Raw genomic sequence first — 23,479 nt, forward strand, 5'->3', positions numbered from 1 at the left:
AGGCTCCTAATTTCAAATCCAAACGATGATAAGCAGGTTCTGCAGCCCCTAACACCCTATGGATGCTGACGCTTCGTTTCCTTTTTGAGTATGCCTATCCAGATACAGGCTTATTTTGCCTTTTTCGGGCTTTCCGCTTTATAAGTAACACCCAAAGTGCAACAGTATTAGTAGAACGCCCTAACTGATACAGGCACACATCATGTTCATCCGCGCATACCTCCGAGCCTCCACCGACGAACAAGACGCCGGCCGTGCCCGGGCCTCGCTCGAGCAGTTCGCCAGCGACCATAACAAGTGTCATTGCAAGCGTGTACCTGGAGAACGCCAGCGGCGCTACCGCCGACCGGCCCGAGCTGCTGCGCCTTCTGAAAGATGCGCGCAAGGGTGATGTGTTGCTGGTGGAGTCGATAGACCGGCTATCCCGCCTCCCGGTCGAGGACTGGCAAAAGCTCAAGGCCGCGATCGACTCCAAGGGGCTGCGCATCGTCGCGCTCGACCTTCCGACCAGCCACCAGGGAATGCAGGACACCAAGGGTGATGAGTTCACCGGGCGGATGCTGGGAGCAATCAACTCAATGCTGGTGGAGATGATGGCCGCGATCGCGCGCAAGGATTACGAGCAGCGGCGCGAGCGCCAGGCTCAAGGCATCGAGAAGGCCAAGGCCGCCGGCAAGTATCAAGGCCGCCCCGTCGACATTGACCTGCATAAGCGGGTGACCGAACTGCTCGGTGCCGGCCTTGGTGTACGTGCCACAGCACGTCATGCTAACTGCTCGACTACGACAGTATTACGAATCAGAGATAGGGCTTAACCCGGCACTTTCTCCACCTCTTCCAGCACTGATTTTATTTCAGTATTAGCAGCGGCCGTGTTCGCTCTCTTGCCTCACAGCCTCAAGGCGTCTCTTCCGTATTCAACAACGGCCCAACCGACCCAAACGGATAACTACCCATCCCAATCCGCAACGGCGTGATTGGGCTCGCCGCTGCCCCAATCAGCAGCACGTTGTCGATGACAATGGTTTCCCCAGGCGCACGGTTATCCGCCGCGACTATCAGGTAGTAAGTGCCGCTGGTTGTCACCGTGCCCTTCAACACTTGGCTGATGACTCCCACTATGCCAGTCGCCTTGCCAAAACCTTCAGCCTGGACGTTGCCTTTGGCGTCCATCAAGATCAAATAAGGGTTCAGGGCGTACTTGCTGAACCCCAGGCACCCATTGACGCACCAGGAGTTAACGTCAATATGAAAGGGTTTGTCCTTTGTCAACGCGACGCTGAATAATCGATAGTTCGACGGTACCCCACTGATCAGGATGCGCGGTTCCGCAGCGGTGATCTTCCACTGGGGTGGCCGCCATCCTGGGTTGATCGGCATGGGCACAGCTTGCGCGTTGTGCATGGCCTCAGAGGGGGTCCGTGCTAACGGCGTGGTGCTGTTTTTGACTTGCTCTTCAAAGAGTGCTGCTGGGTTGCTTGAACAGGCGGTGATCAACAAACAGCACATCGCAAAAAATAGAATTCGCATCACTGCTTCCCTGTTGTCGACTTTTTCATGGTGGCAGAATTATCACCCCGCTCTTCATACCTCCACGTACACCCAGCCCTCAACTGATTTTGTTGCGGCTTTTTCAGTCTAAATTATTGCGTATGCACCCATCATGCACCCATGAGACTGTGCAAGAACTACATACATTGGCTGGAGGTGTAGAATTATATGGTGTCCCAGGGCCGGTTCGAACGGCCAACCTTCCCCTTAGGAGGGGGATGCTCTATCCAATTGAGCTACTGGGACTAATGACAGGCGCAGGGCCAGATGGCGTTGCGACGGACGGCGTGCATGTTAACGGTCAGGGTGGGTTTTGTCATGTCGTCCGTCAGCTTTTTAGGCGTCAGCCTTCATCCCACCCAACCGGCGATAAGCCGTTGCCCACGAGCCTGCAGAGCCCATCGTGCAAAATGCATTGGCACGAAATGCCATCATTGCATATTGCAATGAGCCATACTTTTGAGATCAACTTAAGTTATTGTTTTAAAAGGATTTAAATCAAAATAATAGCTGGCATGATGACTGCACTCTTTGTACTTATAAAACTGTCCTGCACGTGAACACGGGGAAACACCCATGAACAGCACCCTTCTGCTTCTGAACGCCCTGGCCTTGGCCGTACTGGTGACATTCCACTTCCAGGCCGGCAAAGACAGCGATTCCGCGCAGATCAGCCAAACGGGCAGCTACCACGCTCAACAACGGCCTCAACTGGCCCTGATGACAGGCGATGGACAATCATCGGTGCACCTGGCACAGGGCGCACAGGCCGCGAGCTCTTCTGAACACCTGATTTTCTAAGTGAGCCCATCATGACCAAGTCAGTCTGGCTATTTCTGATCCTGGCCATTGCCACGGGTATTCTGGGACTCAACCTTCCGTCGAATGACTGGCAAGCCCTTTGCCTGGGCGCCTGCGCCCTATTCACAGTCGCGCTGGTGATCGCCATGGTCGTCGGGCGTCGCTTCAAGTTCGACCCGATCCTGCGCTGACCCTGCCTGTGACGAGAGATTGACACCGTCTCAATCCTGCTCGCCTGACCGCCCTACCTTATGTCGCCCCGGCTCGCAAATCGGCCATTTGCCACTAGTCTTAAAATTAAGGGCAAAAGGCCACATTGCTATAGGATATGCGCCCGAAAACCCCATCTTAGCGAGAGCCTGCGGCCCGGTTCTTGCGCAGAAAAGTTTTCCAACCAGTCCGCAAATTTGAAAATGAGTACTGGCACAAAGCCTGTAGGAAGCTCAATATTTGTCACAGAATTGACGCCAAGGAACCGGCAAAACTGAGGCATGATGCGGCCTCTTTGCAATTCGGGTTGAACATTTGTCCGCAAGCCTTGTCCTAACACACATGTTGCGGCCAATTCCAAAAACCGCTCCCCTGAACTAACCGGTTAAATATATGCGCCCATTGAAACAGGCAATTTATTCCAGCCGTACGGCTGACAAGTTCGTCGTACGTCTGCCAGACGGAATGCGGGAACGCATTGCCGAGGTGGCTCGCAATCATCATCGCAGCATGAACTCTGAAATCATCGCGCGCATGGAGCAAAGCCTTATTCAGGAAGGCGCGTTGGGTGATGAGCCGAGCATGCGTATGGACAGCCCGGAGCTGTCACTGCACGAGCGCGAGCTGCTACAGCGGTTTCGCCAACTGTCCCACCGTCAGCAAAATGCGCTTGTGTCGCTGATTGCTCATGACGTTGAGGCAGCCGCAGAAGCCGAATAATCGGCAACTGAAAGCTGAAGCCAGCCTTGCGCTGGCTTTTTTTTGCCCGGGATTTTTACTTTTGTGCAGGAGCCGGCGTGCCGGCTCCCAGTAGGTTCAAAGCAGGAAGATCGTCGCCAGGCCCAGGAAGATGAAGAAGCCGCCACTGTCGGTCATGGCCGTGATCATCACACTGGCCCCCATCGCAGGATCGCGCCCAAGGCGCGCCAGGGTCATGGGGATCAATACCCCCATCAGTGCCGCCAGCAATAGGTTAAGGGTCATGGCCGCGGTCATGACCACGCCCAGGGACCAACTGCCATACAGCAGGTAGGCCACCACGCCGATCACGCCACCCCATACCAGACCATTGATCAGACCCACAGCCAGCTCCTTGCGCATCAGGCGCGAGGTGTTGCCGGTGCTTACCTGATCCAGGGCCATCGCCCGCACGATCATGGTGATGGTCTGGTTACCCGAGTTACCCCCAATACCGGCGACGATCGGCATCAGTGCCGCCAACGCCACCAACTTCTCGATGGAACCCTCGAACAGACCAATCACCCGCGAGGCAATGAACGCAGTGACCAGGTTGACCGCCAGCCACGCCCAACGGTTGCTCAGGGAGCGCCAGACTGACGCAAAAATATCTTCCTCTTCACGCAGACCCGCCATGTTGAGGACTTCGTTTTCGCTTTCCTCACGGATCAGGTCGACCATCTCGTCGATGGTCAAACGGCCAATCAGCTTGCCGTTCTTGTCAACCACCGGGGCCGAGATCAAGTCATAACGCTCGAATGCCTGGGCGGCATCGTAGGCGTCTTCATCAGGATGAAAGCTCACCGGGTCACTGGCCATGACCTCAGCCACTTGTTTGTCCGGGTCATTGACCAGCAGGCGCTTGATCGGCAGCACGCCCTTGAGGATGCCGTCGTAGTCCACCACAAACAGCTTGTCGGTATGCCCTGGCAGCTCCTTGAGACGCCGCAGGTAACGCAAGACCACTTCCAGGCTGACATCCTCTCGGATGGTGACCATTTCGAAGTCCATCAATGCGCCGACCTGTTCCTCGTCATAGGACAACGCGGAGCGCACACGCTCACGCTGTTGACCGTCGAGGGTCTCCATCAGCTCATGGACAACATCACGGGGCAGTTCAGGGGCCAGGTCGGCCAGTTCGTCAGCGTCCATCTCCTTGGCGGCGGCCAGGAGCTCGTGATCGTCCATGTCGGCGATCAGGGTTTCACGAACCGAATCGGATACCTCGAGGAGGATGTCGCCATCGCGATCCGCCTTGACCAACTGCCAAAGCGTCAGACGGTCGTCCAGCGGCAGGGCTTCAAGGATGTAGGCAACGTCGGCAGAGTGCAGGTCATCGAGCTTGCGCTGCAACTCGACGAGATTCTGCCGATGGACCAGGTTCTCGACCCGGTCTTGATGAGGGCCTTCCTGGCGATGGGTCAGATCTTCGACCACACGCTGGCGCTGCAGCAGCTCAACGACTTGAGCCAGGCGATCCTGCAGGCTTTCTTGTGTTTTCTTTACTTCTACTTCGGTCATAGGCGAACTCCACTCCCAGCAGCGGGGCACGCCGGAAGGATCAATCAGTCAATTCATGATTGGTAAAACGGGGTACTGAGTAACTACTGGGTAAGTCCATGGAGGTATTCCACAAGCCCCGGCGGGGCTGACGGGCGCAATGATACACCGCCCGGCCGTTTTAAACGTTAAAAAACTGGAAAGAACAAGCGCTTGCGCAACAAAGCTGAGTGTTGGCCGCACGTATGAAACTGCGACGACGCTGACAGAAAAGAAAACACATGGCCGAGAGAAAAACATGCAGGCCGCAGACGATTCCTACACAAGCACACCCCCACGGGAAAATAAAAACCCCAGACGGCAAAAAGCCCGCACTAGGCGGGCTTTTTGTTTGTATGGTGCACTCGACAGGATTCGAACCTGTGACCGCTCGGTTCGTAGCCGAGTACTCTATCCAGCTGAGCTACGAGTGCAGATTGTGGTTTTATACCAGATCACAACTGGTTGAAGCCAAGTTATCTGCATTGCTGCAACTAACTCTTAAATGGTGCACTCGACAGGATTCGAACCTGTGACCGCTCGGTTCGTAGCCGAGTACTCTATCCAGCTGAGCTACGAGTGCATTTGTTGCCGCGCATTATAGGCCGTTCAATCTCTATGTAAAGCTATTTTTTCGTTTAGTTTCAAGCACTTAGCGAAAAAACCAGATTGCAACGTACTAAGCAAATAATGGCGGAGAACGGGGGATTCGAACCCCCGACACCCTTTTGAGGTGTACTCCCTTAGCAGGGGAGCGCCTTCGGCCACTCGGCCAGCTCTCCGCAACACGGGGCGTATATTAACCAGCTTCATCCCCGTTTGCAAACATAAAAAACGATAAAAATTAATGGCTTGGTTCGTCGTCCTTCTCTTTCTTGATCCGCAGGTAGATTTCCTCACGGTGGACGGCCACCTCTTTGGGGGCATTGACCCCAATCCGCACTTGATTGCCTTTGACGCCGAGCACGGTCACGGTGATTTCGCCATCACCAATAATCAGGCTTTCTGCGCATCGACGAGTCAGAATCAGCATACCTTTCTCCTCACGCATTTCATTTCGGGAACAACAGTCTGCAAAAAAAGGCCCTGGGCCTATGACCAAACGGCCATGGCCCTGCACGCCTTAGTATTGTCGAGCACGGGCAAAAGAACAGGCTTGCGCCCTCACCCGACAAAAAAGAAAGGCGCGGATCAACCGCGCCTTCCTGGCAACGCGTTACTCGCCCTGTCGGGCCGGCGCGTCTAGTTCGAAAGCGGTGTGCAGTGCACGCACAGCCAGTTCCAGATACTTCTCTTCGATCACCACCGATACCTTGATCTCCGACGTGGAGATCATCTGGATATTGATGGTTTCCTTGGCCAGGGATTCGAACATGCGGCTGGCAACACCCGCATGGGAGCGCATGCCCACACCGACGATCGAGACCTTGGCGATCTTGGTGTCGCCGACCACTTCACGAGCACCGATTTCCTTGGCAGTGTTCTGCAGGATACGTTCGGCCGCATCGTACTCGTTGCGGTGCACAGTGAAGGTGAAGTCGGTGGTGTTATCGTGCGCAACGTTCTGCACGATCATGTCGACTTCAATGTTCGCGCCGCTGATAGGCCCGAGAATCTTGAACGCCACGCCCGGGGTGTCTGGCACGCCACGGATGGTCAGCTTGGCTTCATCGCGATTAAAAGCGATGCCGGAAATGATCGGCTGTTCCATGGATTCCTCTTCATCAATAGTAATGAGGGTGCCCGGACCCTCTTTAAAGCTGTGCAATACGCGCAGCGGTACGTTGTACTTGCCGGCGAACTCCACCGCCCGGATCTGCAACACCTTGGACCCGAGGCTGGCCATTTCCAGCATTTCTTCGAAGGTGATCTTGTCCAGGCGCTGGGCCACGGACACGACGCGCGGGTCGGTGGTGTAGACGCCGTCCACATCGGTATAGATCTGGCATTCGTCAGCCTTCAAGGCTGCCGCCAGCGCCACACCGGTGGTGTCGGAACCGCCACGGCCCAGGGTCGTGATATTGCCGTGCTCGTCGACGCCCTGGAAACCGGCGACAACCACCACGCGACCGGCCTTCAGGTCACCACGAATCTTCTGGTCGTCGATCTGCAGGATGCGCGCCTTGGTATGCGCGCTGTCCGTCAGGATCCGTACCTGGGTGCCCGTGTAGGACACCGCCGGCACGCCACGCTTGTTCAGCGCCATGGCCAGCAGGGCAATGGTCACCTGCTCACCGGTGGACACGATCACATCCAGCTCACGCGCCAGCGGCGCCTGATCGCCACTGATTTGCTTGGCCAGGTCGATCAGGCGATTGGTCTCGCCGCTCATGGCCGACAGCACCACCACCAGGTCGTCGCCGGCATCGCGGAATTTCTTAACCTTGTCGGCGACCTGCTCGATTCTTTCGACAGAGCCGACCGAGGTGCCTCCAAATTTCTGTACGATCAAAGCCATTTCTAAGCCGCCTCAGCCCGTAAAGGAGCGCCCAATAAACAAATCTTCCAGCAGCTAAGCGAGCCCATATGGGCTCATTAACAGCGCCTTAAATACCGGCCTCGACAAACGGCACGGTCAGGGCCAGGGCCGCGTCCAGGGCTCCGGCGTCTACACCACCGCCTTGCGCCATGTCCGGACGACCACCGCCCTTCCCGCCCACTGCCGCGGCGGCTTGCTTCATCAAATCACCGGCTTTGAGTTGGCCAGTCAGGTCTTTGGTTACACCGGCAACCAGTACGACCTTTTCCTCATGGACACTGCCGAGCAGGATCACTGCGCGGCCGAGCTTGTTCTTCAACTGATCGACCAAGGCCAACAGCGCCTTGCCATCTTGACCGTCCAGGCGTGCAGTCAGAACCTTCACGCCCTTGATGTCCAGGGCCGAGGCCGACAAATCGTCGCCCGCGGCGCTGGCCGCCTTGGCCTGCAACTGCTCCAGCTGTTTTTCCAGCTGGCGGTTGCGCTCCAGTACGGCAGAGAGTTTGTCGATCAGGTTGTCACGGCTGCCCTTGACCAGGGTCGCCGCTTCCTTGAGTTGTTCTTCGGCCGCATTCAGGTAGGCCAGGGCCGCAGCACCGGTCACTGCCTCGATACGCCGTACACCGGAAGCCACACCGCCTTCGCCGGTGATTTTCAGCAGGCCGATGTCGCCGGTACGCGCGGCGTGGATACCGCCACACAGCTCCACGGAGAAGCTGCCGCCCATGCTCAGCACGCGCACTTCGTCGCCGTACTTCTCGCCAAACAGCGCCATGGCGCCTTTTTTCTTGGCGGTTTCAATATCGGTTTCTTCAGTTTCTACCGGGGTGTTCTTGCGAATCTCGGCGTTGACGATATCTTCCAGTGCCTTCAATTGCTCAGGCTTGATCGCTTCAAAATGGCTGAAGTCGAAGCGCAGGCGCTGGCTGTCGACCAACGAACCCTTCTGCTGGACGTGCTCGCCCAATACCTGGCGCAGCGCGGCGTGCAGCAAGTGGGTGGCCGAATGGTTCAAGGCGGTTGCATGCCGCACCTCAGCATCAACCTGAGTTTCTACCGGAGCGCCGACCGTCAGGTTACCCAGCACCAACACACCGTGATGCAGGAAAGCACCGCCGGTCTTGGTGGTGTCGCGCACGTCGAAACGACCGGATGTCGAACGCAAGAAACCACAGTCACCGACCTGGCCGCCGGATTCGGCGTAGAACGGCGTCTGATCGAGCACCACGACCGCCTCTTCGCCTTCGCTCAAGACATCGACCGACTTGCCATCTTTATAGATAGCCACGATCTTGGCCGAGCCGACGGTGGCGTGATAGCCGGTGAACTCGGTCGCTACGTCAACCTTGACCAGGGTGTTGTAATCCAGGCCAAAAGAGCTCGCGGAACGAGCGCGTACACGCTGGGCTTCCATCTCACGCTCGAAACCAGCCTCATCGACCGTCAGTTCACGCTCGCGGGCGATGTCGGCCGTCAGGTCCATCGGGAAGCCATAGGTGTCATACAGCTTGAACACCACATCACCCGGCACCACGGTACCTTTGAGCTCAGCCAGGTCCTGTTCCAGGATCTTCAGGCCGTGCTCCAGGGTCTTGGAGAACTGCTCTTCTTCAGCCTTGAGCACGCGCTCGATGTTGGCTTGCTGCTGCTTGAGTTCCGGGAAGGCTTCGCCCATCTCGGCCACTAGCGCGGCAACGATTTTGTAGAAGAAGCTACCCGTGGCGCCCAACTTGTTACCGTGGCGGCAGGCACGACGGATGATGCGGCGCAGCACATAGCCACGGCCTTCGTTGGAAGGCAGCACGCCGTCGGCAATCAGGAAACCGCAAGAACGGATATGGTCCGACACCACTTTGAGCGAAGACTGGTTGTCGTTGGCGCAGCCAATGGCCGCGGCCGACGCGCTCAGCAGGTTCTTGAACAGGTCGATTTCGTAGTTGGAGTGAACGTGCTGCATCACCGCGCTGATCCGCTCCAGGCCCATACCGGTATCGACCGACGGCGCAGGCAGCGGATGCAACACGCCATCGGCGGTGCGGTTGAACTGCATGAACACGTTGTTCCAGATCTCGATGTAACGGTCACCGTCTTCTTCCGGCGAGCCCGGCGGGCCACCCCAGATGTCGGCGCCATGATCGTAGAAAATCTCGGTGCACGGGCCGCACGGGCCGGTATCGCCCATGGTCCAGAAGTTGTCGGAGGCGTAAGGCGCGCCCTTGTTGTCGCCGATGCGAATCATGCGTTCGACCGGCACACCGATCTGCTGGGTCCAGATGTCGTAGGCTTCGTCATCGGTGGCGTAGACGGTGACCCAGAGTTTTTCCTTCGGCAGCTTCAGCACGCCAGTGAGGAAGGTCCAGGCGAAGTTGATCGCGTCTTGCTTGAAATAATCGCCAAAGCTGAAGTTGCCGAGCATTTCGAAAAAGGTGTGGTGACGGGCGGTGTAGCCGACGTTCTCCAGGTCGCTGTTCTTGCCGCCGGCGCGCACGCACTTCTGGCTGCTGGTGGCGCGGGTGTAGGCGCGCTTTTCCTGGCCCAGGAAGCAGTCCTTGAACTGGTTCATCCCCGCGTTAGTGAACAGCAGGGTAGGGTCATTGCCTGGGATCAAGGAGCTGGAGGCGACACGGGTGTGACCTTGCTCTTCGAAGAAGCGAAGGAAGGCTTCACGGATTTCTGCGCTTTTCATTAGGTTCTTCCACGGAGGCTGCGGCCAAAGGCCAGTGCTAAACGTCATCAGACGGAGCGACGGCAAAGGGCCGCATTATATCGGCCCTTTGCCCGTGGTACAGCGTGTTTATACGATAGAAACAGTCAATTAGACGGTCTGCACGGTCATTTCCGGGAAAACTCGACAAATGTCGCCAGCACTTGCTCGATCTGCGCCCGGCTGACGTCCAGGTGCGTGACCATGCGCAGGCGCGGCGCGGCGCTCAACTTGATCCCACGGGCCTCGGCAAACGCCTTCAGGGCCTGGGCCTGCTCGCCGATCTGCACGTAGACCATATTGGTCTGCACCGGCTCCACGCTGTAGCCGGCCTTGCGCAGCTCGTCGCCCAGCCAGTGGGCATTGGCATGGTCGTCGGCCAGGCGCGCCACCTGATGGTCCAGGGCATACAGCCCGGCCGCCGCCAGCGAGCCGGCCTGGCGCATGCCGCCGCCGACCATCTTGCGCAAACGACGGGCCTTGGCGATCAACGCACTGGAGCCACACAGCACCGAGCCAACCGGCGCGCCAAGGCCCTTGGACAGGCACACCGAAACCGAATCGAAATGCTGGGTAATCTCCCGGGCATCCACGCCCAGCTTGACGGCCGCGTTGTACAAGCGCGCGCCGTCCAGGTGCAGGGCCAGGCCGTGCTCACGGGTAAATGCGTGGGCAGCGGCCAGGTAGCTGATGGGCAAGACTTTGCCCTGCATGGTGTTTTCCAAGGCCAACAGCCGGGTGCGGGCGAAGTGGAAGTCGTCCGGCTTGATCGCCTCTGCGACCTGGGCCAGGTCCAGCGAACCGTCGGCCTGCACTTCCAGAGGCTGCGGCTGGATCGAACCCAGCACCGCCGCGCCGCCGCCTTCGTATTTGTAGGTGTGGGCCTGCTGGCCGACGATATATTCCTCGCCCCGCTCGCAGTGGGCCATCAGCGCCAACAGGTTGCTCATGGTGCCGGTAGGCACGAACAGCGCCGCAGCGAAGCCCAGGCGCTTGGCCAGTTCGGCCTCCAGCAGGTTGACGCTGGGGTCTTCACCGTAGACATCATCGCCGCTGGGGGCGTCGGCCATGGCAGCTCGCATGCCAGGGGTGGGTTGGGTCACGGTGTCACTACGAAGATCAATAACCGACATCAAATCTGCCTCTGCGAGTGGGGAGTTCCCTGTTGTAACCGATTACTGCGGGCATCACCGGCAAATATCAAGCCGGCTCCTGGATGGAGCTGCCAGCAAACCTGTCGATAGTCGATATTAACAAGCACCCTATGCAGTTTTTCGAAATGTATGGTAAAAACTCTCCGCCGCCAGGGTTCTGGCGGCAACGTTCTCAGGGCGGGGTGTAATTCCCCACCGGCGGTAATTGCGCGCAATGCGCATAGCCCGCGAGCGCTTGGCGCCTCGAACTGCTCACGCAGGACGGCGGCAAGGTCAGCAGACCCGGTGTGATCCCGGGGCCGACGGTCATAGTCCGGATGAAGAGAGAACGGGATTGGCGCCTAAGGGCCGAACGCTGATGGCATGCCTGCATGCCCCAGCCGCTCGCACCCTTAAATCCCATTCGATTCATAACGCCCTGTTTTTTTCATAAACAGGAGTCAGAACATGCAACCCACCGCAATCGACAGCAAGAGCAAAAACCACCACGGTGAGCGCGTCGCGTTTATCCAGGCTTGCTGGCACAAAGATATTGTTGATCAAAGCCGTAAAGGCTTCCTCGCCGAAATGCTCGTCCAGGGCTACCAGGAGTCGGATATCGACTTCTTTGAAGTCGGCGGCGCCTTTGAAATTCCCCTGCACGCCAAGCTGCTGGCCAAGTCCGGCCGTTACGCCGGCATCGTCGCTGCCGCCCTGGTGGTAGACGGCGGGATCTATCGCCATGAGTTCGTCGCGCAATCGGTGGTCAGCGGCCTGATGCAGGTGCAGTTGGAAACCGAAGTGCCGGTGTTCTCGGTGTCCCTCACGCCGCATCATTTCCACGCGGGCAGCGAGCACCACAACTTCTTCTTTGAGCACTTTGTGCACAAGGGCAAGGAAGCCGCGCAGACCTGCGCCGACACCCTGCACAAGATCCGCGCGATCCGTCGCAATGAGCCGCGTGCTGTAGCGGTTTAAGCGACACGGCAAAGCAAATGTGGGAGCGGGCTTGCTCGCGAAAGCGCTGGATCAGTCATACAGGTATTGACTGACACTCCGCCTTCGCGAGCAAGCCCGCTCCCACATTCGACCGAGTCAGTCTCGGGGTTCAGGCCAGGCCAACATCTGTGGTCGGCACAATCAATATCCCCGCCCGCAAGCCATTCTTGACCTTCGGATTGGGGAAGATGATGCGCGCACCCTCCTCCTCGATCACCCAGCGGGTCTTGGCGATGTCTTCGGCCAGCAGATAGCCCTTCTCCAGCTCTGAAAAGTTCTCCACGTCCGCCGGTAAATGCAGAGTGAAGGCGTCACTGTGCTTGATGATTTCCCGCGCCACGCTGAACAACTTCAGGCCGTCCAGGCCCTCGGTGGCCGGCTCGGTACCTTCGATGATCTGCTTGAGACGGGTTTCCAGGCGCGACACATCCACCCCCTGGTTCTGCCCAAATGGCCGGGCCTTGCCCAGCTCCAGGGTGAACGACTCGGCGCCCAGTTGCTCGTAGGTAAACGCGGTGAAGGTGATGGAGGTCTTGTTCTGCAACAGCACCGCTTCCATGCCAGCCGCACGTAAACGGGCCAGTTCGGCGCGTGAGTGCTGACGGCCTTCTTTGAAGGGGTACAGGGCGAACTGTTCGATCTTCGAGCCACGGATGGCCGTGTGCAGGTCGTAGTGCAAGCGGCTACGGCCGGGCACGCTGAAGAAGGTGCGGGCCAACTGCTCAAGCTCGGCGGCACGCATGGCTTCAGGGCCGATGCTTTGTTCGTGACGGCCGTTGAACAGCCGGTTGACGTCCTGCTCGAGATAACGCTCGCCGCGGCGTATGGCCTCGGGGTTGCCGAACAGGAACAGAATACGGGTGCGAGGCTTGACCTCCCCACGGGCGATGCCATGCAACAAGCGGTCGGCCAATTCGATCGGCGCGGTTTCGTTGCCATGGATACCGGACGACAACAGCACATCGGCGCCGTTGTCCCGGGCTTCGGGAGGCCGCACTTCAAGGGCGCCCTCACTGAGCCAGCGCATCTGCACGCCGTCGACAGTCAGTTGAATTTTTTGCGCCGGTTCACGACCGGCGAGGGTCAGTTCAAGCAGTTTGCCGAGGGCGAGCATAGAGCAGCTTCCTTAGTGGTTGCAGCCTGGGCCGTGGACGTGATCGTCGTCATCACCTTCAACGTCGGCCGGTTCCATTTCCAGTTGCAGGCTCATCAGGTTGGTCGCCAGGGGGCGCATCAGCAGGTTGGCGTATTCGGCATCACCCTCTTCCACGTCCACGCCGATCAGCAGTTGGCCACGGCCGTCGTGCTGGATCCAGATTTCCTTGCCCTGCCACACCACGGCGAGGCGGGTGCAGGAGGTTTCCAGCTGGGTGCCGTCGGTGTCTTCAAGGATCAGCTTCAGGGTATCGGTGGTCATAAATAGGTCTCAGCCGTGGGGCTTTAATTGATCTGGAAAGGATAAACCGAGCCCAGTTTAAGGATTTGCGTCAGTTCATCCAATGCCGTGCGACATTCGAGCAGCAACTGCGGGTCAGCCAGGTCGGTTTCGCGCAGGCTGTCGCGGTAGTGCTTGCCGACCCATTGGGTCAACGTTTCATACAGCGGTGCCGTCATGATAACCCCTGGGTTGACCGCCGCCAGTTCAGCCTCCTTCAGCGCCACGCGCAAACGCAGGCAGGCCGGGCCGCCGCCGTTCTGCATGCTCTGCTTGAGGTCGAAGACTTTCACTTCGCCGATCGGCCCACCGGAACGGGTCAGGCTTTGCAGGTAGTGCCAGACGCGCTCGTTGTTGTGGCACTCTTCGGGCACGATCAACAGCATCGAACCGTCGGCGCGGCTCAGCAACTGGCTGTTGAACAGGTAAGAGCGCACGGCGTCTTCGACGCTGACCAGAGCGCGGGGCACGCAGATCGCCTGGAAGTTGCCGCCAACCTTGCCCAGCTTGGCCTGCAGCTCAGCCAGCATTTGCTCGGTATTGAGGAACGCATCCTCGTGATAGAACAGCACTTCGCCGTTGCCCACCGCGATCACATCGTTGTGGAACACACCGGCATCAATCACGGCCGGGTTCTGCTGGCCGTAGACCACACCGTCATCCTGCAGGCCATGCAAACGGGCAACCGCCTGGGACGCTTCGAGGGTCTGGCGTGCCGGGTACTTTTGCGGCGCCGGGTAACGGGTGTCGAACGCACTGCGCCCAAACACGAAAAACTCCACGCCCGCCTCACCATATTCGCGGCAGAAACGCGTGTGGTTAGCCGCGCCTTCGTCACCGAACTGCGCCACGGCCGGCAACGCGGCGTGGTGGGCGAAGTGCTTCTGGTCAGCAAACATCGCCCCCAGCACGCGGCTGGTGGTCGGGTGTTCGATGCTGCGGTGGTATTTGCAGTTGAGGTTGGCGGCGGTGAAATGCACGCGGCCGTCGGCCGTGTCGGCGCTCGGGCTAACCGTGGCGGCGTTGGCCACCCACATGCTCGATGCGGAACAACTGGCCACCAGTAACGGCATGGCCTGCTTGGCCGCCTGCTGGATCACCTGGGCGTCGCTACCGGCAAAGCCAAGGCGGCGCAAGGCGCCCACATCCGGGCGTTCCTGGGGGGCGAGCACGCCTTGCACAAAGCCCATGTCCATCAGGGCTTTCATTTTCGCCAGGCCCTGCAACGCCGCTTCCTTGGGGTTGGAAGATTGCTGGCTGTTGCTCTGGGACGCGACGTTGCCGTAGGACAAACCGCCGTAGTTATGGGTCGGCCCCACGAGACCGTCAAAATTGACTTCACAGGATTTCATCGGCGAGGCTCCACGAACATCTGTTTTTATAGGCATCAAAGGTCTTCAACACACCACAAATCTGTCTCTGCAAACCCGATCAACTGTAGGCGCCGGCGAGTGTAGGAGCTGGCTTGCCTGCGATGGCATCCCCTCAATCTGACTGAAAGATCGAGGTGTCCGCATCGCAGTCAAGCCAGCTCCCACACACGCCAGCTGCCACACTTAGATCAGCGTCACACCCGGAGTCAGCGCGGCCGGCAAGACCAGGCTCGGGGTTTCCAGGGACGCCACCGGGTACGCGCAATAATCCGCCGCGTAATACGCACTGGCGCGATGATTGCCCGATGCCCCTACCCCGCCAAAGGGCGCGGTGCTGGCGGCGCCGGTCAGTTGCTTGTTCCAGTTGACGATACCGGCCCGGCTCTCCAGCCAGAACTGCTGGTAACGCGCCTCGGAGTCCGACAACAGACCGGCGGCCAGGCCGTACTGGGTGTTGTTGGCTTCACTGATCGCCGCTTCAAAATCCGTATAGCGAATGACTTGCAGCAACGGGCCGAACAGCTCTTCGTCCTCGCGCTCGATCACGGCCGTGACGTCGATGATGCCTGGCGTCAGCAAGGCTGCCTGCGCCTGGGGCTGAGTCATTTCCAGCAGCGCCACGGCGCCGTTGGCCAGCATCAGTTCCTGGGCCTCCATCAAGGCCTTGGCCGCCGCCAGGGAGATCACCGAGCCCATGAACGGCGGCGGTTGCTGGTCGTAGGCACCGACGGCAATGGTCGCGCTGACCGCCACCAGGCGCGCCAGCAGTGCATCGCCCCAGGCGCCTTCCGGTACCAGCAGGCGCCGGGCGCAGGTGCAGCGCTGGCCGGCGGAAATAAAGGCCGACTGGATGATGGTATAGACCGCAGCGTCCACATCGGCCACCTGGTCCACCACCAGCGGGTTGTTGCCGCCCATTTCCAGCGCGAGGATCTTGTCCGGGCGCCCGGCGAATTGCTGGTGCAGGTGGTTGCCGGTGCGGCTGGAGCCAGTGAAGAACAGCCCGTCGATACCTGGATTTGAGGCCAGGGCAATCCCGGTCTCGCGCGCGCCTTGCAGCAGGTTCAACACGCCCGCTGGCAGGCCGGCTTCGACCCAGCACTGCACCGTCAGCTCGGCCACTTTAGGGGTCAGCTCGCTCGGTTTGAACAATACGGTATTACCCGCGAGCAAGGCCGGGACGATATGCCCATTGGGCAAGTGGCCAGGGAAGTTGTAAGGGCCGAATACTGCGACCACACCGTGAGGCTTGTGGCGCAATACAGCGGTGGCGTCGCCCAGGGGGCCGCTCTTCTCGCCGGTACGCTCGCGGTAGCTTTGCACCGAGATCGCGATTTTATTGGCCATGCTGGTGACTTCGGTGGCCGATTCCCACAGAGGCTTGCCGGTTTCCTCGCCAATGCAGCGGGCGATTTCATCGGCACGGCTTTTCAGGGTGGCGGCAAAGGTTTCCAGCACACTGATGCGCTCTTGCAGCGGGCGCTTGGCCCAGGCCGGGAACGCTTGGCGTGCGGCCTGCACCGCGGATTCGACCTGCTCGACGCTGGCGCCATTGCCGGCCCAGACCACTTGCTGGGTCACCGGGTTCAGCGACTCAAAGCGTTCACCCTGGCCAGCCAGCCAGCTCCCTGCGATATACAACGCATTCATTATTTCGACTCCCGGGCAGCAGACAACGGTACCGCACGCACTTGATCACCAGCCACCAGTTGCAGGCGCTTGGCGGTCAGCGGATCGACCACCAGCGTGCCGGCAGCCAGGCGCGCCGGTGCGGCGGTGATGCGGCACTCTTCACGTTTACGGTTATGCATCAGGAACGGCGTGGCGTCGTCCCCCGGCGTGCCAATGGCCAGTACCAGCGCCTGGCTGTCGCGCACCGCGCGGATCTTGCTGGTCTCACACTCCACCGCCGGACCTGCGTCGAAGATATCGACGTAACCCTGGTAGCTGAAGCCTTCGCTCTTGAGCATGCTCAAGGCCGGCTCGGTGTCGGGATGAACCTTGCCGATCACGTTGCGGGCGTCCTCGGACAAAAAGCAGGTGTACAGCGGGAACTTGGGCATCAGTTCGGCGATAAACGCCTTGTTGCCCACGCCGGTGAGGTAGTCGGCCTGGCTGAACTCCATCTTGAAGAAGTGCCGGCCCAGGCTTTCCCAGAACGGCGAGCGCCCGGCGTCATTGGACACCCCGCGCATCTCGGCGATGATCTTGTTGCCAAACAGCTGCGGGAACTCGGCGATAAACAGCATCCGCGCCTTGGCCAGCATGCGACCGTTGAGGCCGTTGCGGTAATCGGCATGCAGGAACAGCGAGCACAGCTCGGAGTTGCCCGTCAGGTCGTTGGCCAGGAACAGCGTAGGAATCTCGCGGTAGATATTCAGCTCCTGGGAGGCGCTGACCGTCAGGCCGACCCGGAAGTTGTACCACGGCTCGCGCAGGCCGACGGCGCCGGCAATCGCGGAAATCCCCACCACGCGGCCTTCGTCGTTTTCCAGCACAAACAGGTAGTCGGCATCCCCGCGCCCGGCTTCGCCGCGAAAGGTTTTTTCAGCCCAGCCCACCCGGTGGGTCAGGCGCTCTTCGTTGGCCGGCAAGGTGGTGAGACCGGTGCCAGTGCTGCGCGCCAATTCAATCAGGGCCGGTAAATCGCTGCTGCGTACGGGACGAACGATCATGCTATCTCCTCAAACGGGCCGCTGGCTGCAGCCACCCGCGAAACTCTGCTTTTAAACCGCGACCAGACGCACGCTGGCGCCTTCGCCGACGCCCAGGGCTTCGGCCGCTTCCAGGTCCAGGGTCACGGGCTTGCCCGGCGCGTAGTCCAGTTCGAGCATGACCGCGCGGTAATCCTGCAACTGCGCGTTGCTCACCAGGTACTGGCGGCCGACGCCCTTGACCATCTCGCCGATCTTCACCGGCACCACGCGGCTCTGGGCGATCGAACGAATGCCCGAGACCCGCGCATGCAGGGTCGGGCCACCGTCGAAGATGTCGATGTAATGGTCGGTTTCAAAGCCTTCGCGCATCAGGATGTCGAAGGTGATCTGCGCACGCGGGTGTACCTGGCCCATGGCTTCCTGGGCTTCATCCGGCAACAGCGGCACGTAGATTGGGTAGTGCGGCATCAGTTCGGCGAGGAAGGTGCGGCTCTTCAACCCGCACAGGCGCTCGGCGGCAGCATAGTTGAGGTCGAAGAAGTTGCGGCCGATGGCGTCCCAGAACGGCGAGTCACCGTTCTCATCGCTGTAGCCGACAATCTCGGTCACCACAGAATCGGCAAACCGCTCCGGATGGCTGGCGACAAACAACAGGCGGCCACGGGAGTTGAGCTCCGACCAGGCCGACCCCACCAGCTCCGGCACCACATAGAAGCTGGTCAGCAAGCTGTTGCCGGTCAGGTCGTGGCACTGGGACAGGACGTGAATTTTGTTGTGGATCTTCAGTTCACGGGAGGCGTGGACGAAGGTCTCGTTGCGAAAGCTGTAGAACGGCTCGGAATAACCGGCCGAGGCGACGATGGCCGAACAGCCCACCAGCTTGCCGGCAACGGTGTCTTCGAGAACAAAGAAATAGCTTTCTTCGCCGTTGAAACTCACTTCGGCGGCGAAGGACGCTTCGCTGGCGGCGATTTTGTCGCTCAGGCGTTCAACGTCATCCGGCAGGGAGGTGACACCAATCGGGCTGTCCGCAGCCAGACGCTGTACCTCGCCCAGATCAGCCATTTGCGCGGGGCGCATCACCAGCATGGTGTCACTCCTTAACTCGAAAACTTCATAAAAAAATGCCGGACACCGAACCTGGAATCACCCAGGTTCCAATGTGGGAGCGGGCTTGCCCGCGATTGCGGTGGGCCAGTCACAACAACGTCGACTGACAGATCGCTATCGCGGGCAAGCCCGCTCCCACATTTGATCCGGTTCGTTAGATAAATGTGTATCTATCAGGCTTGCGTCAGTGTTTTTACAGCACGCTCAAAACGATCCAGCCCTTCAGTGATATCCGCATCTTCCACCACCAGGCTCGGCGCAAAGCGCACCACGTCCGGGCCGGCTTGCAGGATCATCAGGTTTTCTTTCTCGGCCGCGTTGAACACGTCCTTGGCCTTGCCTTTGAAGGCATCGCTCAATACACAACCGAGCAGCAGGCCCATGCCACGCACCTGGGTGAAGATCCCGTATTTCTGGCCGATCTGCTCCAGGCGGGCCTTGAACAGGTCGTGCTTGGCATTCACGCCGGCCAGCACCTCAGGGGTGTTGATCACGTCGATCACCGCTTCCGCCACCGCGCATGCCAGCGGGTTGCCGCCGTAGGTGGTGCCGTGGGTGCCGACCACCAGGTGCTTGGCCAGGTCTTCACGGGTCAGCATCGCGGCAATCGGGAAACCACCGCCCAGGCTCTTGGCGCTGGTAAGGATGTCAGGCACCACGCCGTAGTGCTGGTAGGCAAACAGATGGCCGCTACGGCCCATACCGGTCTGCACTTCGTCGAACACCAGCAGTGCATTGTTGGCGTCACACAGGTCGCGGGCACCTTGCAGGTAGGCCAGTTCGGCCGGCAGCACGCCGCCTTCACCCTGGATCGGCTCCAGCACCACGGCGCAGGTCTTGTCCGACACCGCGGCTTTCAGCGCGTCCAGGTCGTTATAAGGAACGTGGGTGATGCCGGTGATTTTAGGACCGAAGCCATCGGAGTACTTCGACTGGCCACCGACGTTGACGGTAAACAGGGTGCGGCCGTGGAAGCTGTTCAGTGCGGCGATGATCTCGTATTTCTCGCTGCCGAAACGGTCGAACGCCACGCGACGGGCCAGCTTGAAGGCGGCCTCGTTGGCTTCGGCGCCGGAGTTGCAGAAGAACACACGCTCGGCAAAGGTGGCGTCGATCAGCTTATGGGCCAGGCGCAGGGCCGGCTCATTGGTGAACACGTTGGAGACGTGCCACAGCTTGTTGGCCTGTTCAGTCAGTGCACCGACCAGCGCCGGGTGGGCATGGCCCAGCACGTTTACTGCGATGCCGCCGGCAAAGTCGATCAGCTCGCGACCCGACTGGTCCCACACACGGGAACCTTCGCCACGCACAGGGATAAAGGCGGCAGGGGCATAGTTGGGCACCATGACCTGGTCGAAATCGGCACGTTGCACCGGGGCTTGCTCAACGGACATCGGAGTCTCCTGAAGAGGAACGCCTGCCTGAAACTGGCGGGCGATGCAGGGATTGTAAGGACAGTTTTCAGCGCGGCCTTGCCGCCAAGCGACAACTTCTTATAGCGCCAACCCCCGTTTTACGTGGGTTTACGCCAATGCGACAAATAGCTTCGCAATGGCGCAGTTTAAACAGAAGACAGGCGGTTGCGGCAGTGCCGTGGGAATTTTGCTCAGTTGAATGCGCCGGACAAGACGCTGCTCAGCCGCGCTCGGACGGTACCGACGACAACTCGAACGGGCTGCTGCTGCGACGCTGGTTGCGGTCTTCACGCGGGGTGGCGCCGAAGAAGTTGCGGTAGGCGCTGGAGAAGTGCGGCCCCGAGGAGAAGCCGCAGGACAGGCCGATCTGGATGATCGACTTGCTGGTTTGCATCAACATCTGGCGCGCCTTGTTCAGGCGCAGTTCCAGGTAGTACTGGCTGGGAACGCGGTTGAGGTATTGCTTGAAGATCCGTTCCAGTTGTCGTCGCGACACGCACACATGCTGGGCGATTTCGTCGGTGGTCAGCGGTTCTTCGATATTGGCCTCCATCAGCAACACCGCCTGGGTCAGCTTCGGATGGCTGGAGCCCAGGCGGTTTTGCAGAGGGATGCGCTGGCGCTCGCCGCCTTCACGGATGCGCTCCACCACCAGTTCTTCGGAGACCGCGCCCGCCAGTTCGGCGCCGTGGTCACGGGCCAGCACTGCCAGCATCAGGTCGAGGACCGACATGCCGCCACAGGCGCTCAGGCGATCGCGGTCCCAATCGAACAAATGGCTGGTGGCAATGACCTTGGGAAAACGCTCGGCAAAGTCGTCCTGCCAGCGCCAGTGCACGGCAGCCCGATAGCCATCGAGCAACCCCAGTTGCGCCAGGGGATACACCCCTGCCGACAAGCCACCGATCACGCAGCCGGCGCGTACCAGCTGCTTGAGCGCAGAGCCCAGTTGCGAGGCGATCACCGTCGGCGGCTCATCGGCCAGCAGGAACAGCTTCTGGAAACCTTCCAGCTTGCCGGCCCAGGGTTCGCCGGGCAATTTCCACTCACCCTCGACCGGCGGCTCGGCCTGCAGGAATGACACCTCGTAGACCACATCCGGATGCACCCGCTGGGCAACGCGCAAGGCCTCCTCAGCCAGCGCAAGCGTCAGGGCTTTAGTGCTGGGCCAAATCAGGAAACCGATGCGATGGGCTGTCATGGAATGCTATCCGAAACGAAAAACGGGAGTAGAGGCATGGGCCAATGCTAGCCCGTAAGTAAACACAAAACTCAACACAAACAGAGATCTGATGTGGGGGCTGGCTTGCCTGCGACAGCGGCGGGCCAGTCACCTCGCCATCGCAGGCAAGCCCGCCCCCACAGGGAATCGAGGCCAACCTCAAGGCTGCGAAGCATGCACTATTTCAGTGCATAAACGCAGCCCTGTTTACTTCAAGCTGCCGGACAAGAACTGCTGCAACCGCTCGGACTGCGGGTTGACCAGCACTTCACGCGGGTTGCCGCGCTCTTCGACAATGCCTTTGTGCAGGAACACCAACTGGTTCGACACTTCACGGGCAAAGCCCATTTCGTGAGTCACCACCACCATGGTCCGGCCTTCCAGGGCCAGGTCCTGCATGACTTTCAAGACTTCGCCGACCAGCTCCGGGTCGAGGGCCGAAGTCGGCTCGTCAAACAGCATCACCTCAGGCTCCATCGCCAGCGCCCGGGCAATTGCCACGCGCTGCTGCTCGCCACCGGACATATGGCCGGGGAAGGCGTCCTTGCGGTGGGCCACGCCCACTTTGGCCAGGTAGTGCTCGGCCTTTTCGCGGGCGTCTTTTTTCGACATGCCCAGCACGTGTACCGGGGCTTCCATGACGTTTTCCAGGGCGGTCATGTGCGACCACAGGTTGAAATGCTGGAACACCATGGACAGGCGCGAACGCATGCGCTGCAACTGCTTGGGGTCGGCGGCCTTCATCGCGCCGTCCTTGTTGGCCACCAGCTTCAGCTCTTCGTTATTGAGCAGGATCTTGCCGGCGTGAGGCTGCTCCAGCAGGTTGATGCAGCGCAAAAAGGTACTTTTGCCCGAGCCACTGGACCCGATGATGCTGATCACATCACCGGCCGCGGCGGCCAAGGACACGCCTTTGAGCACTTCATGACTGCCATAGCGTTTATGCAGGTCTTGGACTTCAAGTTTGTACATGCGGTCGGTTCTCACAAAAACAGTTGGTCAGTCGTTGAGCAAGCGCCCGTGACGCAGCGCTTCGCGCCCCGCCACCTTGGCCAGCCAGAAACCCGCTTGGGCATAACGTAGCCGTTCAACGGCAAACAACACCCCCGACGTACCGGCACAGACAATGCTGACGCGGTCGGCCAAAGGATCAATCACTTCAAAAATCGGTTCGCCGGTTTCCACCCAGTCACCGGCTTTACGCAGGTAACTGATCACCCCGGCGTGGGGTGCGAACAGCAATTCGGTGCCTTCAAAGGGCACCCCTTCACACGGCTCATGTTGCGGCGCCGGCCACTCACCCTTGATCAGGCCCTGCTCGGCGAGGAACGCGAGGATGCCTTCGGCGTGAAAAATCGCCTCATCCCGACCGGTGTCGGCCTGACCGCCCAGCTCCAGGGTGGTTGCCAGGCAAGCCAGGGGGATCTGCGCCTCGGGGAACGCCCGCGACAAACGCAGCCACGGCAACGAGCAGGCTTCATCAAACGAGCTGCCGCCGGAGTCTTCCGCCAACAGGCCGACCTTCACATTCAAATGCGCCGACAACGAACGCCACTGCGGCCAGTGCTGGGGCAGCGCGTACATGTGCAGCGCAGCTTCGGCATCGCAGTGCAGGTCGAGGACCACATCGGCGGTGCAGGCATGGCTCAGCAAGACCCGCTGCATGCCTTGCAACTGGCTGCTCGGCTCGGGCAATGCATTGAGCGCATCGCTCATCGCCTGGCGGATCATGCGCACGTTGGCGTGAGGATCGTCGCCCAGCCGGCCTTCCAGCAGGGCCGCCACCGGCGCGCTCAACTCGACGAAATCACGGTTGAAGTTCTTGCCGCTGCCAATCTCGAAACGCCCCTGGTGGCTGCCTTGCAGCAACTGCCCGAGGCCCATCGGGTTGGCCACCGGCACCAGTTCGATCACCCCGTTGAGCGCACCCTGCTGCTCCAGCTCAAGCAGGCGCTTTTTCAGCTCCCAGGCCGCGCGCATCCCCGGCAACTCATCGGCGTGCAGGCTGGCCTGCAGATACGCCTTGCGCTCGCCGTGGCCGAAGCGGAACACCGTCAGTTGGCGCTCGCAGCCCAGGTGCCCCCAGGGCAATACGTGGTCGATGCGTTCCATA

Annotated in this window: 20 protein-coding genes, 4 tRNA genes, 1 pseudogene and 1 riboswitch; of the genes and pseudogenes, 5 read left to right on the plus strand and 20 right to left on the minus strand. The window is 60.0% G+C overall.

Annotation, left to right across the window (positions count from 1 at the left end):
* The first annotated feature begins 202 nt into the window (after window positions 1–202).
* Window positions 203–815, plus strand: a pseudogene (locus HBO24_RS10540) (recombinase family protein).
* 82 nt (window positions 816–897) lie between these two features.
* Here the strand turns inward: HBO24_RS10540 and HBO24_RS10545 are convergent.
* Window positions 898–1,530 carry a hypothetical protein gene (locus tag HBO24_RS10545; RefSeq protein WP_169961308.1) on the minus strand — a complete coding sequence of 211 codons (633 nt, stop codon included), beginning with the start codon at window positions 1,528–1,530 and terminating at the stop codon, window positions 898–900.
* A gap of 190 nt (window positions 1,531–1,720) precedes the next feature.
* A tRNA-Arg gene (locus HBO24_RS10550) sits at window positions 1,721–1,797 on the minus strand.
* A 330-nt stretch (window positions 1,798–2,127) separates the two neighbouring features.
* Here HBO24_RS10550 and HBO24_RS10555 point away from each other — a divergent pair.
* From HBO24_RS10555 to HBO24_RS10565, 3 genes are all read left to right on the plus strand, one after another.
* Window positions 2,128–2,352 carry a hypothetical protein gene (locus HBO24_RS10555; RefSeq protein ID WP_170045736.1) on the plus strand — a complete coding sequence of 75 codons (225 nt, stop codon included), beginning with the start codon at window positions 2,128–2,130 and terminating at the stop codon, window positions 2,350–2,352.
* Between the two features lie 11 nt (window positions 2,353–2,363).
* The gene (locus HBO24_RS10560; protein WP_057439704.1) at window positions 2,364–2,543 is read left to right on the plus strand and encodes a PA3371 family protein; all 180 of its coding nucleotides are present in this window, start codon (window positions 2,364–2,366) and stop codon (window positions 2,541–2,543) included.
* Between the two features lie 412 nt (window positions 2,544–2,955).
* Window positions 2,956–3,282, plus strand: coding sequence for an Arc family DNA-binding protein (locus HBO24_RS10565; RefSeq protein WP_057439705.1), 327 nt, complete (start codon window positions 2,956–2,958; stop codon window positions 3,280–3,282).
* Between the two features lie 96 nt (window positions 3,283–3,378).
* On the opposite strand, the gene mgtE is transcribed toward HBO24_RS10565, so the two are convergent.
* From mgtE to ltaE, 8 genes are all read right to left on the minus strand, one after another.
* A complete protein-coding gene (mgtE, locus tag HBO24_RS10570; RefSeq protein ID WP_057960442.1) occupies window positions 3,379–4,821 on the minus strand; it encodes a magnesium transporter in 1,443 nt (480 codons plus the stop codon).
* 375 nt (window positions 4,822–5,196) lie between these two features.
* Window positions 5,197–5,273, minus strand: a tRNA-Arg gene (locus HBO24_RS10575).
* A gap of 72 nt (window positions 5,274–5,345) precedes the next feature.
* A tRNA-Arg gene (locus HBO24_RS10580) sits at window positions 5,346–5,422 on the minus strand.
* 108 nt (window positions 5,423–5,530) lie between these two features.
* Window positions 5,531–5,621, minus strand: a tRNA-Ser gene (locus HBO24_RS10585).
* 62 nt (window positions 5,622–5,683) lie between these two features.
* Entirely contained in the window at window positions 5,684–5,872 is a 189-nt protein-coding gene (gene csrA / locus HBO24_RS10590; RefSeq protein WP_003178872.1) for a carbon storage regulator CsrA, read from the minus strand.
* A 183-nt stretch (window positions 5,873–6,055) separates the two neighbouring features.
* Entirely contained in the window at window positions 6,056–7,297 is a 1,242-nt protein-coding gene (locus tag HBO24_RS10595) for an aspartate kinase (RefSeq protein ID WP_057439706.1), read from the minus strand.
* 88 nt (window positions 7,298–7,385) lie between these two features.
* Window positions 7,386–10,004 (minus strand): alanine--tRNA ligase, encoded by a 2,619-nt coding sequence (gene alaS, locus HBO24_RS10600; RefSeq protein ID WP_170059667.1) that lies wholly within the window; start codon window positions 10,002–10,004, stop codon window positions 7,386–7,388.
* Window positions 10,005–10,150: 146 nt separating this feature from the next.
* Window positions 10,151–11,155, minus strand: coding sequence for a low-specificity L-threonine aldolase (ltaE, locus tag HBO24_RS10605; RefSeq protein WP_170045737.1), 1,005 nt, complete (start codon window positions 11,153–11,155; stop codon window positions 10,151–10,153).
* Window positions 11,156–11,340: 185 nt separating this feature from the next.
* Window positions 11,341–11,510, plus strand: a riboswitch (FMN riboswitch).
* Window positions 11,511–11,623: 113 nt separating this feature from the next.
* Here ltaE and HBO24_RS10610 point away from each other — a divergent pair.
* Window positions 11,624–12,133 (plus strand): 6,7-dimethyl-8-ribityllumazine synthase, encoded by a 510-nt coding sequence (locus HBO24_RS10610; RefSeq protein ID WP_170059668.1) that lies wholly within the window; start codon window positions 11,624–11,626, stop codon window positions 12,131–12,133.
* Between the two features lie 130 nt (window positions 12,134–12,263).
* Here HBO24_RS10610 and astE read toward each other — a convergent pair whose 3' ends face one another.
* The 10 genes from astE to HBO24_RS10660 all read right to left on the minus strand — a co-directional run bounded on the left by astE (window position 12,264) and on the right by HBO24_RS10660 (window position 23,478).
* Complete coding sequence (gene astE / locus HBO24_RS10615) at window positions 12,264–13,268, minus strand: succinylglutamate desuccinylase (protein ID WP_170059669.1); 1,005 nt, start codon at window positions 13,266–13,268, stop codon at window positions 12,264–12,266.
* 12 nt (window positions 13,269–13,280) lie between these two features.
* Window positions 13,281–13,571, minus strand: a complete 291-nt coding sequence (locus HBO24_RS10620) for a hypothetical protein (RefSeq protein WP_029294458.1) — start codon at window positions 13,569–13,571, stop codon at window positions 13,281–13,283.
* A 23-nt stretch (window positions 13,572–13,594) separates the two neighbouring features.
* A complete protein-coding gene (gene astB, locus HBO24_RS10625) occupies window positions 13,595–14,941 on the minus strand; it encodes an N-succinylarginine dihydrolase (protein ID WP_057439710.1) in 1,347 nt (448 codons plus the stop codon).
* 204 nt (window positions 14,942–15,145) lie between these two features.
* Complete coding sequence (gene astD, locus HBO24_RS10630; RefSeq protein ID WP_169961313.1) at window positions 15,146–16,615, minus strand: succinylglutamate-semialdehyde dehydrogenase; 1,470 nt, start codon at window positions 16,613–16,615, stop codon at window positions 15,146–15,148.
* Complete coding sequence (gene astA, locus HBO24_RS10635; protein ID WP_057960449.1) at window positions 16,612–17,637, minus strand: arginine N-succinyltransferase; 1,026 nt, start codon at window positions 17,635–17,637, stop codon at window positions 16,612–16,614. Before astA ends, astD begins: the two co-directional genes overlap by 4 nt.
* Before the next feature lie 51 nt (window positions 17,638–17,688).
* On the minus strand, window positions 17,689–18,708 hold the full coding sequence (gene aruF, locus HBO24_RS10640) for an arginine/ornithine succinyltransferase subunit alpha (protein ID WP_032861580.1): 1,020 nt from the start codon (window positions 18,706–18,708) through the stop codon (window positions 17,689–17,691).
* A gap of 194 nt (window positions 18,709–18,902) precedes the next feature.
* Window positions 18,903–20,123 (minus strand): aspartate aminotransferase family protein, encoded by a 1,221-nt coding sequence (locus HBO24_RS10645; protein WP_057439713.1) that lies wholly within the window; start codon window positions 20,121–20,123, stop codon window positions 18,903–18,905.
* A 241-nt stretch (window positions 20,124–20,364) separates the two neighbouring features.
* Complete coding sequence (locus tag HBO24_RS10650; RefSeq protein WP_057439714.1) at window positions 20,365–21,345, minus strand: GlxA family transcriptional regulator; 981 nt, start codon at window positions 21,343–21,345, stop codon at window positions 20,365–20,367.
* A 228-nt stretch (window positions 21,346–21,573) separates the two neighbouring features.
* Window positions 21,574–22,338: an ATP-binding cassette domain-containing protein gene (locus HBO24_RS10655; protein ID WP_029294441.1), complete on the minus strand. Its 765-nt coding sequence runs from the start codon at window positions 22,336–22,338 to the stop codon at window positions 21,574–21,576.
* A 27-nt stretch (window positions 22,339–22,365) separates the two neighbouring features.
* Window positions 22,366–23,478, minus strand: coding sequence for a succinylglutamate desuccinylase/aspartoacylase family protein (locus HBO24_RS10660; RefSeq protein WP_057439715.1), 1,113 nt, complete (start codon window positions 23,476–23,478; stop codon window positions 22,366–22,368).
* Window position 23,479 lies beyond the last annotated feature (1 nt).

Origin of the sequence: Pseudomonas sp. WS 5410, assembly GCF_012985645.1 — a bacterium.
GTDB lineage: Bacteria > Pseudomonadota > Gammaproteobacteria > Pseudomonadales > Pseudomonadaceae > Aquipseudomonas > Aquipseudomonas shahriarae.

Bases quoted from the DNA above. Each gene is read 5' to 3' on its own strand.
- HBO24_RS10545 (WP_169961308.1), bottom strand. From the start codon at position 1,530: ATGCGAATTCTATTTTTTGCGATGTGCTGTTTGTTGATCACCGCCTGT.
- HBO24_RS10555 (WP_170045736.1), top strand. From the start codon at position 2,128: ATGAACAGCACCCTTCTGCTTCTGAACGCCCTGGCCTTGGCCGTACTG.
- HBO24_RS10560 (WP_057439704.1), top strand. From the start codon at position 2,364: ATGACCAAGTCAGTCTGGCTATTTCTGATCCTGGCCATTGCCACGGGT.
- HBO24_RS10565 (WP_057439705.1), top strand. From the start codon at position 2,956: ATGCGCCCATTGAAACAGGCAATTTATTCCAGCCGTACGGCTGACAAG.
- mgtE (WP_057960442.1), bottom strand. From the start codon at position 4,821: ATGACCGAAGTAGAAGTAAAGAAAACACAAGAAAGCCTGCAGGATCGC.
- csrA (WP_003178872.1), bottom strand. From the start codon at position 5,872: ATGCTGATTCTGACTCGTCGATGCGCAGAAAGCCTGATTATTGGTGAT.
- HBO24_RS10595 (WP_057439706.1), bottom strand. From the start codon at position 7,297: ATGGCTTTGATCGTACAGAAATTTGGAGGCACCTCGGTCGGCTCTGTC.
- alaS (WP_170059667.1), bottom strand. From the start codon at position 10,004: ATGAAAAGCGCAGAAATCCGTGAAGCCTTCCTTCGCTTCTTCGAAGAG.
- ltaE (WP_170045737.1), bottom strand. From the start codon at position 11,155: ATGTCGGTTATTGATCTTCGTAGTGACACCGTGACCCAACCCACCCCT.
- HBO24_RS10610 (WP_170059668.1), top strand. From the start codon at position 11,624: ATGCAACCCACCGCAATCGACAGCAAGAGCAAAAACCACCACGGTGAG.
- astE (WP_170059669.1), bottom strand. From the start codon at position 13,268: ATGCTCGCCCTCGGCAAACTGCTTGAACTGACCCTCGCCGGTCGTGAA.
- HBO24_RS10620 (WP_029294458.1), bottom strand. From the start codon at position 13,571: ATGACCACCGATACCCTGAAGCTGATCCTTGAAGACACCGACGGCACC.
- astB (WP_057439710.1), bottom strand. From the start codon at position 14,941: ATGAAATCCTGTGAAGTCAATTTTGACGGTCTCGTGGGGCCGACCCAT.
- astA (WP_057960449.1), bottom strand. From the start codon at position 17,637: ATGATCGTTCGTCCCGTACGCAGCAGCGATTTACCGGCCCTGATTGAA.
- aruF (WP_032861580.1), bottom strand. From the start codon at position 18,708: ATGCTGGTGATGCGCCCCGCGCAAATGGCTGATCTGGGCGAGGTACAG.
- HBO24_RS10645 (WP_057439713.1), bottom strand. From the start codon at position 20,123: ATGTCCGTTGAGCAAGCCCCGGTGCAACGTGCCGATTTCGACCAGGTC.
- HBO24_RS10650 (WP_057439714.1), bottom strand. From the start codon at position 21,345: ATGACAGCCCATCGCATCGGTTTCCTGATTTGGCCCAGCACTAAAGCC.
- HBO24_RS10655 (WP_029294441.1), bottom strand. From the start codon at position 22,338: ATGTACAAACTTGAAGTCCAAGACCTGCATAAACGCTATGGCAGTCAT.
- HBO24_RS10660 (WP_057439715.1), bottom strand. From the start codon at position 23,478: ATGGAACGCATCGACCACGTATTGCCCTGGGGGCACCTGGGCTGCGAG.